We start from the raw sequence: 11442 nt of genomic DNA on the forward strand, positions 1-11442 counted from the left end.
CCCTTTGGCGGCGTCAAGCAGTCCGGCCTGGGCCGCGAGGGCTCGCACCATGGCATGGATGACTATGTGGAGATCAAATACCTGTGCCTGGGGGACGTGCTGAAGTGAACGGCGCAGTGTAGCCATGATTCACGGGGGCTCGTTCTGAGCTAAATCGCTTGGGACCTGGTAGACAGAAACTCACGGACGCTTGTTACAGAGCGACTTGGGGTCAGTGCCGTTTGTCATGGTTCAAGGCCGTCAGTCACAGGACAGACCCCGTTGCAGGAGAACAGGCCTGGCAGGCATCAGCCAGCATGGCCATGCTCTTGCGCGGGTAACGCCGCCAGCAGATCCATGGATTCGTCCACCAGCGCATGCAATGCCATCACGCGCTCCAAGCCCAGTGTTTGATTCAGCGCGAGTTGCGCGGCCTTCCAGTGGCGCTGCGCCTCGGCGCGTTTGTCGCGGCCGGTGTCGGTGATGTGGGCCAGGCGGCTGCGGGCATCGGCGCCCGCTCCCAGCGTGACCCATCCGGCATCCACCAGTGGGCGCAGGTTGCGCGTCAACGTCGAGGCGTCCATCTTCATGGCCACCGCCAAGTCGCCCGGGCGGATCGGGCCCAGCTTGAGCACATGTGACAGCAGCGAATACTGTGTGGTCTTGAGCCCGCATTGGGCCATTTCGGTGTCGTAGTGGTTGGCCACGCGGCGCATCAACTGGCGCAGCTTGAGGTTGGTGCAGCCCTGCGGCGGCACGGGGACCAGGGTCGATGGTTCGGCTTGCATGGATTTGATTGTATCTGCAATAATTGCACATGCAATTATTTGACCTCAACCCCACTCCCGGCCCGTACGCCCCATGACCCAGCACAACCACCTTGAACACTGGCTCGCGCAGGAGCGCGACATCCTTGCAACGCTGGATGCAGGCCCCGGCCCGGGCGTGGCCCGCCGTGAGCAGATTGTCCACCTGAACGGCCTGCAGCAAATGCAAGCCATGCTGCGCGGCGAACTGCCCTATGCCGCCATCGCCAAAACGCTGGACTTTCTGATCGTGGACGTGGGCGAAGGCACTGCCACTTTCCAGGGCACGCCCCGCGTGGAGCACTTCAACCCCATGGGCACTGTGCACGGTGGCTGGTTTGCCACCCTGCTCGACTCGGCCCTGGGCTGTGCCATACACACGCGCATGGAGCCCGGACGCGGCTACACCACGGCCGAGCTGGGCATCAACCTGGTCAAAGCCATCACACCCAAGGTGCAGCGCGTGCGTGCCGAGGGCCGCGTGATCCATGCCGGGCGCCAGCTGGCGACGGCTGAGGCGCGCCTGGTGGGGCCCGATGGCACGCTCTACGCCCACGCCACCACCACCTGCCTGGTTTTCGACTTGCCGGCACAATCGAAGGCATGAAATTCCTCCACACCATGCTGCGCGTTGGCAACCTTCAACGCTCGATTGATTTCTACACCCAGGTGCTGGGCATGCAGTTGCTGCGCCAGTCCGAGAACCCCGAATACAAATACTCGCTGGCGTTTCTGGGCTTCGAGGGTGGCAACCCCGGCCAGGCCGAGATCGAGCTGACCTACAACTGGGGCGTGGAAAGCTATGAGATGGGCACGGCTTATGGCCATATCGCACTGGGCGTGCCGGATGCGTCTGCGGCGTGCGAGAAGATCAAGGCCTCGGGCGGCAACGTGACGCGCGAAGCGGGTCCAGTGAAAGGCGGCACCACGGTGATCGCGTTTGTGACGGACCCCGATGGCTACAAGATCGAATTAATACAAACAAAATCAATAACTTACACTTACGAACGCCAATCGGACGCCAAGAACACCGATCCACTGCGCAGCGCGTAGCAGATGAGCAACAGAACCCCGCTAAAGCGGGCTTCTGTTTGTCCGGGGATGGCACGCAGCCATGGCTACTAACTTCCGCTCCATCGGCCGGGAGCGACCTTTCAGCCACGCCGGCATCATGACCGTTCTGAGGCTGATCTGAGACGTTCATGACCGAGGTGCTTTGCCAACGGTCATGAGCGTGGCCGAATGCCAGGGTCCCACGCAAGCTAGCTGCAAACTTGCGGACAGTCGCTCAATAGATCGACAGGTACTTGCCCCGCTGCCGCTATCACTCGGGCCAGCATGGCTCCATCGCTTCCTGCTCGACCGCGAGCGTCCCGACTGCCGCGGCTTCTTCACACCACCCCCAGCGTTCACAGACCCTGAGAATCTCGCGCCGTGCAGAGGGTGCCAATTCACGCCGGGTAACGGTGCCGGGTAGCACGGCGTCAGCGCGCATGCCATGCAAGCGGAGCGAACGCCCTTCTTGCTCACAGCACTTAGCGATGTGCGACGCAATGCGGAATCCGCCCAAGTCGATGTCGCCCCAGTGATAGAGGGTAGCGGTCGGCGCAAGCGCCTTCAGAAACACAGCATAGGCTCGCTTCCACGATGGGCTCGGCATGCCACCCGTGTAGATGACGATGGCATCGTCCGGCCGTTGTCCGGCCATTTCGTGGAACGTGGTCAGATTCTCAACGGTCAACAGCCGCTGGCCGAAACCTGGATCGATTTGTACCGAACGAATGACTGAAGGCGCGAAGCCGACATATGGCCGCGATGCCCTAACGGTGTCATTTCCGTACATCACTGCAGCGTTACCGGCGACAAGCAGGGTCGGCGGAAACTTGACCAGTCCAAGTTCGGAGAACAGATCCTCCATTTCGCTTTGCACCATGGTGGCGTCGCCCTGCACCAGGGCGTCAAGCGCGGGCCAGATTGCCTCAATGCGCTTGCTGTCGTGGAACAGGCCAGCGCTCAACCTTCGAATGGCGATGTCATCGCCGCACCTGGGCGCGCAATACTCCATCACTCGAATGGCGTCGAGCCACGTAGCCACATCGCCAGGCCGAGTTCCGCGAACCAAATTGCCCTTGCGCCAGGCTTCGAGCACGTGTGTGAGTACCGGGTGCTCGGTGACGTGAGGTTCGAACTGACGCTCAGCCTGCGCAACGACGTCCCAGCGCGGCTCGATACCCAGGTGCTCGGCTAGCCTAGCTCCGTCGCGCAACACGATGCGCTGGACATGCGCTCGCTCGCCCGCCCGGCTGTCCCATTCAACACTGATTGCTCCATCTCGCTCGGCCAGCTGGAGGCTGGCGTTGCACACGGCCTTATCGGCATGACGTTGCAACCGCAGGTACTCCGGAAAGGATTTCTCGGACAGGGGCAGCGTCACGGACCTACTGGCGCGGTCCGTCTGTGCCGGACCCTTCGATGCAGCGTTCTCCGCCCGGGCCAGCAGCCGCTCCAGCGCCTTGCGCGCCAGCGTCGCACCGTGCCCAGCAGTCTTGTCATCATCCTCCGCCATGCGCCTTCACCCTCCCCTGGCCGCGGCAAACAGCTGGGATTCCGCAACATCGATCAATTCCGGATGGAGTATCGGGATATCGCTCGAAAACAACGCATGCGCCGCTTCCTTAACGACCACATGTTCGGCAAACACGTCTGAACCATACCTGGCCAAGTCGTAGTAGTTGTCCATCAAGGGAGCAAGCTTGCCGACATCGCTATCAGGGCCCGCCATCATTAACTGTAGTCCCAGGCTTTTCAAGAAGGTTGCGGTCACATAAGTGTTCTGGGCATCCATACCGTAGAAGGCCTCGTCGAGAATCATCAAGCCCGTACCGACGTGTGAGGCTCCCGGCCGAGCCAATGCTGCTCCTGCAATGACGTAGAAAGGCACACGGTGCTCTCCGTTGGAAGCCACGCCCATTCGCTTGCTCAATAGGTCTACGACCTTGCCGTCTTGGATGATCTGCAGGTCAAAGTTGAACAGCAAACGGTAGTCCTCCAGCGGATTGTTGCCTCGGTCCTTGCCGCTTTCGCTGTCCTCCAGCAGAGCCATGAGGTTGTTCTGAACGCCCTGCTGCCCAAACAGATCCTCACCCCCTGCATCGGGCGCGGCGACGATGAGTTCGTACAGATCGCGGTGCGCCGGCGATGGCTTCGCCAAGAATTGGTACTTCTCGCCATTGGTAAAAGCTGGGCAGGTTTGCAGGATCGCGTTCAAGTCGCGAATCTCCTGCCTGACCCGCTGGATAGCCTCGCGCATCTTGAACTTGACGTCCGACCTGAACGATTGTTCAGCAGCCTCGCGCGCATCGTCTGCTTGCTTGCGGTACTCCTTCAGCGTCGAATCATTCAGCTTCCTGATGTGCCGTCCGATCCAACCATGGGCCTTGCGCCAGTCGCTGCGTTCGTCCACCAAGCCGATTGAGTATTCATTGATGAAGTCAACAAAGCCATCGCGGGCAACCGCGAGGGCTGCCTGGATGTTGGAGTCCAACTGCCGAGCATGCTGCTCCAGCTCCACTAGCGCCAGTTCAAGCCCAGCCGACAAAATCGCTGCCTGTAGCCTGTCGTACTCCTGGGGCATCGCGTCGTGGTCGCAGTCCGGATCGCAGATGGCGTCTGCATGCTTCTTTTCCAGCTTAGCCAGTTCTTCACGCGCTTGAGCAAACTGCGGGACGAGCCCCGACAGCTTCGTTTCCTTGCCTTTGATGTCGATCTTGTGGTTCCCCAACACATTGCCGGCATCGACCGACTGCTCGCGCGCCTCTTTAACCTTTTCTCGCAAAGCATTAAGACGTTCAGACACAGGCATCGCTGCGGGGTCGGCCGTGGCGTCCAATTCTCGTACTGCGGACGTATGCTGCGCCACTGCGGCCGCGTAAGACAGTTGCGTAACCTGCTTCAAAGCGGCCTGGACCTTTACAAACGCTCCCTCGACTTGGCCGAGGTATAGACTGGCGTCACGCTCCGCGTTAGTCGCGCTGCGGGTCTCATTGACGGCGGCGACCCGATCTTCGTTGGTCAGCTTCACGCCGAGCATCCAAGATTGCTCATCGAGAGGACGAATGCGCTTGGTTCCACCATTGGCGCTGAGCATGTAATCGACCGTCATGGCGCGCGACTCATGCCGTAGTTGCTCGGTGGAGTCCACTCGCTTCATGCGGCCCAGAATTCGGCGCAAATAGGCCAAGGCGACTGCATTGGTGCTGTCCAGCAGCGCCGCGACCGAGTCCGGAGCCGGTGCACGGTCGATGTCCGCGCGCAAGTGCTCTGGTTGCACCACTGTGACGTTGTTGACCCGCTGCCGCCGGATCAGATCTACTGCCTCATCCTCCCTCCCAGCCTCCACGACGAGTGCCAGACGATGGGGTCCCAGGAATGTCTCGATGGGGCCCCGCCAACGTGGATCGGTAACCTGCACCAAGCTGGCCACGGGCTCATAGGCGATTCCGGCCTGCTCAAATAAGGCCCCTGCCGTTGCCACATCGCCATCGGAGATCTTCTTGCCCTGGTTGACGGCCTGCAGCTTCGCCTTGGCGGACTGTGCCGCGGCCTTCGCTTCATCTTCTTCTTTCCGGGCCAGAGCACGTTCGGCGCTCAGCTGCGTCTCGCACGCCCTCAGGACGCCAAGTGCCGTTTGCAGTTGCTCCGGAGTCGCGATATGTCCTGCCTTGGCCCAACCGTCCCAGCGCTTCATCTCTTCCTCGACAGCATTTGCCTTTAGCTTATGCCGGCTCTCTAGCGCTGCCACTGTCTCCTGCATTGCTTCTCGCAGTTGCAGCACCAGGCGCTCTACTTCTTTGCGCGCCTGCTTGACAGTCGTGCTGTGGGCCTTCCGCAATTGCTCCAACTGCGCGGGTTGTTGCGCCTCGGGATCAGAGCCCAGCTTTGCTAACAGACTCTCATAGGTCTCGTTCAAAGTCTGGTGTCTTTGCTCCAGCAGCGGAAGATCCAAGTGAGCCTTCTCCAGCAGTCTTTTAATGTCGGTGATTTCTGCGTCTAGAGCAGCGGCAGTCTCGTCGGCCGCCTCCAATCGAACCTGAAGGCCAACTGCTCTGGCGACAGCGGTCTGGCGGTGCAAACCGGCAAGCTTCGCATAGCGTTTTTCGATCACCTCAAGCCGTGCCACTTGCGCTGTCACGTCTTCAATCTGCCGCCCCAGGCTGCGAAGTGTTTTGATATGTTGGAGGGTCCCCCGCTTGTCGATCGGTGTGGCTTCTACGAGGTATCCACGCAGGAAGTCTCCCACGCTGCTGACAGCCTTGAGATTGATGCTATGGCCAAAGGCGCGCAGGAACTTGCGCACATCGACCCCCTGTTGGACGTTGTGCAGCAACTCCTGCATGTAGGTTTCTGGACGCGTCGTGATCGTGGGAGAGCGTCCGGCAGAGCGAACATGCGAGCGCCCGAATTCGGCGAAAAGCTCCCAATCAATCGGGGCTTTTCCTCGGTCGCCCAGGTCTTCCAGGTGGTGCTCCAATTTCAACTCTACGCCGGGCAAGACGTACAAACCCATCACCCGCTGATCAACCGTGGTCGCATGTATGCATATGCCAGCACTGAGCACATCGCCCGACTCCTGGCCGCGGAAAACCAGCGAAATGTACGAAAGAGCCGCGTCCCGCTTGCGCGACACCACCCCTTGCTCGCCCTCTCCGGAGCGCATCACGCCGAGCGCATAAGCCCGGATCGACCTAGAGTCCTTGTGCACCGATTGCGCATTGAAGTGCAGATGCTGGCCGTGCCCGCCGACCATCGCGATCTGGACGGCATCGACCAGGCTTGTCTTGCCAGCACCGTTGGGCCCGATGAAGCCGGTCCCGCCCGGACTGATCTGGAATGTCTCGTAATCCCACAATGAAAACTGCACGACGTGCACGGCGACCAGGGTTTTCATGAGGTGGACTCCTGCGCCGCTGGCGCCGCTTCGGCATTGACCGCACGAGCCTTCAGGTCGGCACCGAACCGATTCAACGCGTACTCACTCAGTACTTCGACGATACCCGGCCATATCATGATGGCAAAAGGTTGCGGATCCCCTTCCGGCGCATCCACGGCCCTCGCGACGCCGTGCCGCGCCGACATCTTCAACAGGGTGCGCAGGGTATCCACGCGGCCGTCGAAATCCCGGTGACACAAGCTCTTGTAGCTTTCCTCGAACTCCGCAATGTCGATCAACGCATCACCATCCGGCGTAAGGTCGCCGGCGCTTGCACGGGTGTGGTAGACGTGTCGCAACGTCAGGAGAAAGAGCGTCTCCTGCAGGTCCATCGGGCTCTGCGTGCCGCCATCCTGAGTCACATAGCAGAGCTCGTGCCGATCGACGAAGCCCAGGCGCAATCCCATCAACGCGACGGCCTCTGCAAAGGCATCGCGGTGCGCCGAGATCAGGCGGTAGGCGACGGCTTGGTCGCGCTGCCGCAGATAGATGCACTGCTGGACAACCAACTGGTACATGGCGTGCTTAAAGTCGCTCACCTCATACAGTCCATCTGAGTTTGCCGCAAGGGCATTCCAATCACGCGGCATTGGCGGACCTCCTTCTCACCTTGAATCCTGGTAGTTCGAATAGCTCTGTGTTCACCCGTCCACCTTCATCCATGACTGCTTCGAAATCGAGGTTCCGCAGCAGCGGATTGGCGCGCAGCGCCTTCGGGTTGACGCTCCCGATGGCGGCTAGTCGCATCAGCACCAGGACCGCCACCGCGTCATCCACCCCGTGCACGGGAAGATGAGCTCCCTCGATCTCCGCGCCCACGGGCACATGCGCCTGCACATAACGCCTGATCGCCACGGGAGTGGTGTCCCGGTGACGCACCATGGCCCGACGAAGCATCAGCTCAGCCCGCTCGCGCGGCGTCATCTCGCGCTTGACCATCGCGCGCCGGTCTGGTTTGGCCACCGGCAGGTTTGGCATCCGGAGGCGGTAGTCCGCCACCACCGGCGACGGGGAGAGCAGCCTGCCGGAAATGACCTGGCCCTGATCGGACAAACGGCAGGCACTGGCGACGGCGTCCGCCAAAACATCCTCGAGCCGCTCCGACGCCTTGAGGCGATAGCCAAGATAGGCCAGCGCCCGCTGTGTCGCCGAATCGATGACGCGATCCATCCGCTCCAGGAATTTCTCAACGTCCAGCAGACGCTGGAATCTCGAAACATCGCGAGCCAACATGTCTTCAACCGCCTCATGGCGAGCACCTGGTAGTGCACGGTAGCCGGCCAACAACTGTTCACGAGACGGCTCCGTGGTGCCGACCGTATCAACGAGCTCGATAATTTCGAAACGCAGCATCAGCGGATGGTTCTCCGTGCGCATCTGGCGGAAGTCACGGACATAGAGTTCTTCAATGTGCTCACTGAAGAAGCGCTTCACAAAGACAGGCGTAGCCTGCTCCTGCGTGAGATCTCGAATGAGGTCCCTCACCCTCAAGGTGGTGGCGTTCAGACTATTGATCAGCCGCGAGCAAGACTGGGCGGCCGTCTGAAAGCCGGCCGCCTGTTCCTTTGGATTGGACTGAACTGCCTTCAACTGGTTGTAGATCATCTGAATGCTGCCGCCGACCAGTTGTGGGCCGTCGAGCGCGAACTGCTCTAGGGCATCGAAAAATCGGGCCACCACCGGGCGCATGCTGACAAAGACCCGTAGCCCAACGCGGTCCTCGATCAGCCAACCGGTTTCAACCAACCTCGCCAGCCATTGGTTGGCCTGCACGTTGATCGGTGTCGCCGCAGCATCCGCACTCTCCTCCTCCCATTGCTCGTCAAGCAGGAAGCGTTCTATCTCCTTCGTCACCTGCTCGTGCAGATAGCCTTCGGCATACGGTGGCACGCAGTCCGCACCGAAAAAGCGCTCCGATAACCGAACCAGCAGCTCCCAGGCCCGGCGGTTGTAGCGCCCTGTGAGCGGACCGAACAGTCCATTGGGCAGGCGATCGAACAGGTTCATGACAAATTTATACATCAAGCTAATTTAGCTTGCAAGCTAAATTTGTAGTATGCTTCGGCCATCGCAATTCGACCTATCGGCTCCGTGTCCCATCTGAGCAATCTCGAAACCGTACTGACCTGGGAAGGCGCGATCGACAACGAGCGCATTCGACAGTTGTTGGACGTCAAAGCCGTGTGGGCGAGCCGCCTGATGGGCGAACTGGTCAAACGGATGGGGCGCCGCGCCCGACGTGCGTCGGCTCATGCCCCACTCGAATTCGCTGATCCACGGTCCGCAAGACGCTCGCCCGACGAGTACCTGCGGATCGTGAGCCATCACCAGGACCGGTTGGTTGGGGGATTTGTGGAGGATGCCCGGATCGATCTCTCAGCGGTAGCTCCACAGGTGTTTTCGACCCTGTTCCGCGCCGTCAAGCAGCAGACCGGCGTCCAAATCATCTACAGGTCCATGTCCTCGCCAGCAGGCTCGGAACGGATCATCTTTCCCCACGCATTCGTGCGCGCACCCCGGCGCTGGCATGTGCGCGCCTGGTGTGCACAGCGTCTGGGCTATCGCGACTTCACACTGGGTCGCATGGCGTCAGCCGAACTCGTGGACACCCCGAACATGAATCCGCAAGATGGCGACGCGGAGTGGTTGCGCATGCTGGAGCTCGTGGTCGTTGCCCACCCTGCCCTGTCCATCGCACAGCAAGAGATGATCGCGCATGAATACTTTCCCGGGGCCCGTGCCATGCGCCTGCGAGTGCGCGAATGTCTCGCCTCGTATGCCATCCAGGACTTGCGCCTCGCACTGGACGCCTCCAAACAGGCGCCGCCGAACTACCAATTACTGGTCAGCAATGCGGCGAAGCTCCCCCCGTTGTTCAGCCAGAAGGAAAGTTTTTCATGACCGGACAAGTGGCTCGTTCCGATCAACGAAGACAGGAGCTTGCCGCCACACAAATCCGGCAGACTCAACTTCGTAAATCTGGAGGCCCTACATCAGAGCGCCAGAACACGATACCGTTGGAGTCATCTAGCGAGGCGCGGCCGCCAGTCGTTTACGAGCAATTTCAAATCGCCCACCCCATCAAATAGGCATTCCGTAAGACAAAGTATCGGAGGATCATGATCATGGCGAAGACCCGTCTGAGGCGTTATGTGGCAACCACACTGATGACGGCGGCGCTGCTGCCCTCTATTGCGCCGGCCTTCCAGGTCCTACCTCGCATCAGCGACGTTGACCGCAAGTTGTCGAGTCTTGGCGGCAACCAGTTCATCGATGGCATCGGTCAATGGTTCGTCGGGAATGCACTTCCCATGATCAAGAGCCCGGTCCATGAGGCCATCACCCTCAACGCGCTCGACTGCGTGGCTCAGGCGGGCTTGGAAAAACAGTGCCTGACCACTGAAGCCGTCCGCGTCAATCAAGTGCTTCTCTACGGCGTACGCTGGCCCGACGATCCACCGTTCGCGCTGAACCGCGCATCGCCACCGCGCATTGCAGACTGCGATGCCAAGGTCACGCTGCGCTCAACGGCCCAACCCAAGTGCTGGAAGGGCCTCTTCTCCGATGCCGACAAGACCGCCAAGCAGCGCATGTCTCGCAAGCCCGGCGAGCCGGCTTTCGGCCCAGGTGAGTATCTTTTGTACCGATCACATTTCGGTGACCTGCAGTTTTTCCACTCAATGGCCGCGTATGACGGCGAGACTGCCGCAGAAACACACCAGCGAATGCGGATGTGGGCGCAGTTCCTGTGGGGCGTGGCGACCAGGACGATTCCGACTGACCGCTTCATACGAACCCTCGGCGTCGACCGGCTGGAGCACTATTTCCCCGGCGATATGACTGCCACGAATCTATTTGCCACCGGCATCGTCGAGGTCCGCAAGGACCTCGACAAGGTCGCCATGGGAGCGCTGCTGCACATGCTCCAAGACAGTTTTTCACAAGCCCATGCCGGCCGGAACCCTGAAAGCGGTGCTGCGTGCGAAGCGATTCCAAGGTTCGCGCAGCCAGGCAAGATCAGTCAGTTCTACAGCTATGCTGGGCAAGTGGGTAGCCTGCATGATCACGAGGACACCTTCAATGCGTTGGGCCTGCAAACGCTGCAGGTCAGTCCAAGCGTCGTGGATGCCAGCCGTGCCTTCCTAACCTTGTGGAAGGAAAACGCACCGTGGCGCGAGGCAGAGAAGTACTTCGATTGCGCCTTTGCGCTGGAGGCGCCAGATACCAAGGCTGGGCCCGGCCCATTCACCCAATGAAACCATGCTTGGCCTCACGAAGGACATGAATCAGTCAATCAGCGTCCCACCCGAGATCAGCTCACCCAGCCTGCGCGCATCGGAAACACCAGCGCGTCGATTCATGACACGAACATCTTCTCGAGTTCAAGCGACAAGGATCACTGGTGTTCCTGCTCCGATTTTTCCCGCCCAGTAGCTGTCGCCACCAAATGCCTTAAATTGGCGTGCATCAGTCGCTGAGTCTCCTCTTCCGTCACGTCCCCCCATAGTTCCGTCAACTGGGCTATTGCTCCGTTGGCATCCCAAGGCTTGGCAGGTTTTCCTCCAATCTGCGCAAACGGACCATCAGTCTCTGATGTTGCCCCTGTATTCCCGTCCCCATCCTATTCGCAATAAAGCGCCTGGTCCGTCGATGGTTCCTGGCGCAATT

Annotated in this window: 10 protein-coding genes; 5 read left to right on the forward strand and 5 right to left on the reverse strand. The window is 60.3% G+C overall.

All coding sequences use genetic code 11. From position 1 onward, the window contains the following. A partial coding sequence (locus AC1Q5S_RS21610) for an aldehyde dehydrogenase family protein (protein WP_492239412.1) occupies positions 1 to 108 on the forward strand: 108 nt, incomplete at its 5' end. A gap of 179 nt (positions 109 to 287) precedes the next feature. Here AC1Q5S_RS21610 and AC1Q5S_RS21615 read toward each other — a convergent pair. After that, entirely contained in the window at positions 288 to 767 is a 480-nt protein-coding gene (locus AC1Q5S_RS21615; RefSeq protein WP_492239404.1) for a MarR family winged helix-turn-helix transcriptional regulator, read from the reverse strand. 73 nt (positions 768 to 840) lie between these two features. Here AC1Q5S_RS21615 and AC1Q5S_RS21620 point away from each other — a divergent pair, with 73 nt between their 5' ends. Both AC1Q5S_RS21620 and gloA read left to right on the forward strand, forming a co-directional pair. After that, positions 841 to 1392, forward strand: coding sequence for a PaaI family thioesterase (locus AC1Q5S_RS21620; protein ID WP_492239405.1), 552 nt, complete (start codon positions 841 to 843; stop codon positions 1390 to 1392). Then, on the forward strand, positions 1389 to 1838 hold the full coding sequence (gloA, locus tag AC1Q5S_RS21625) for a lactoylglutathione lyase (protein ID WP_492239406.1): 450 nt from the start codon (positions 1389 to 1391) through the stop codon (positions 1836 to 1838). Before AC1Q5S_RS21620 ends, gloA begins: the two co-directional genes overlap by 4 nt. Positions 1839 to 2109: 271 nt before the next feature. Here gloA and AC1Q5S_RS21630 read toward each other — a convergent pair whose 3' ends face one another. From AC1Q5S_RS21630 to AC1Q5S_RS21645, 4 genes are read right to left on the reverse strand one after another with little or no spacing between them, the layout of a single operon-like run. Beyond that, positions 2110 to 3351, reverse strand: a complete 1242-nt coding sequence (locus AC1Q5S_RS21630) for a Wadjet anti-phage system protein JetD domain-containing protein (protein WP_492239407.1) — start codon at positions 3349 to 3351, stop codon at positions 2110 to 2112. 6 nt (positions 3352 to 3357) lie between these two features. Continuing rightward, on the reverse strand, positions 3358 to 6732 hold the full coding sequence (locus AC1Q5S_RS21635) for an SbcC/MukB-like Walker B domain-containing protein (protein ID WP_492239408.1): 3375 nt from the start codon (positions 6730 to 6732) through the stop codon (positions 3358 to 3360). Beyond that, entirely contained in the window at positions 6729 to 7364 is a 636-nt protein-coding gene (locus AC1Q5S_RS21640) for a DUF4194 domain-containing protein (protein ID WP_209801820.1), read from the reverse strand. The genes AC1Q5S_RS21635 and AC1Q5S_RS21640 overlap by 4 nt, the downstream gene beginning before the upstream one ends. Beyond that, entirely contained in the window at positions 7354 to 8781 is a 1428-nt protein-coding gene (locus AC1Q5S_RS21645; RefSeq protein ID WP_492239409.1) for a Wadjet anti-phage system protein JetA family protein, read from the reverse strand. Before AC1Q5S_RS21645 ends, AC1Q5S_RS21640 begins: the two co-directional genes overlap by 11 nt. An 84-nt stretch (positions 8782 to 8865) precedes the next feature. Between AC1Q5S_RS21645 and AC1Q5S_RS21650 the strand changes: the two genes are divergently transcribed. Then, entirely contained in the window at positions 8866 to 9675 is an 810-nt protein-coding gene (locus tag AC1Q5S_RS21650) for a WYL domain-containing protein (protein ID WP_492239410.1), read from the forward strand. A 224-nt stretch (positions 9676 to 9899) separates the two neighbouring features. Next, the gene (locus tag AC1Q5S_RS21655; protein WP_492239411.1) at positions 9900 to 11030 is read left to right on the forward strand and encodes a hypothetical protein; all 1131 of its coding nucleotides are present in this window, start codon (positions 9900 to 9902) and stop codon (positions 11028 to 11030) included. Positions 11031 to 11442: the final 412 nt, after the last annotated feature.

This window comes from Acidovorax sp. GW835-FHT14B10 (genome assembly GCF_058793725.1).

What these genes read in the sequence shown, in the direction of transcription:
- AC1Q5S_RS21640 (WP_209801820.1), bottom strand. Translation starts at nt 7,364, where the DNA reads ATGCCGCGTGATTGGAATGCCCTTGCGGCAAACTCAGATGGACTGTAT.
- AC1Q5S_RS21615 (WP_492239404.1), bottom strand. Translation starts at nt 767, where the DNA reads ATGCAAGCCGAACCATCGACCCTGGTCCCCGTGCCGCCGCAGGGCTGC.
- AC1Q5S_RS21620 (WP_492239405.1), top strand. Translation starts at nt 841, where the DNA reads ATGACCCAGCACAACCACCTTGAACACTGGCTCGCGCAGGAGCGCGAC.
- AC1Q5S_RS21635 (WP_492239408.1), bottom strand. Translation starts at nt 6,732, where the DNA reads ATGAAAACCCTGGTCGCCGTGCACGTCGTGCAGTTTTCATTGTGGGAT.
- AC1Q5S_RS21645 (WP_492239409.1), bottom strand. Translation starts at nt 8,781, where the DNA reads ATGAACCTGTTCGATCGCCTGCCCAATGGACTGTTCGGTCCGCTCACA.
- AC1Q5S_RS21655 (WP_492239411.1), top strand. Translation starts at nt 9,900, where the DNA reads ATGGCGAAGACCCGTCTGAGGCGTTATGTGGCAACCACACTGATGACG.
- AC1Q5S_RS21630 (WP_492239407.1), bottom strand. Translation starts at nt 3,351, where the DNA reads ATGGCGGAGGATGATGACAAGACTGCTGGGCACGGTGCGACGCTGGCG.
- gloA (WP_492239406.1), top strand. Translation starts at nt 1,389, where the DNA reads ATGAAATTCCTCCACACCATGCTGCGCGTTGGCAACCTTCAACGCTCG.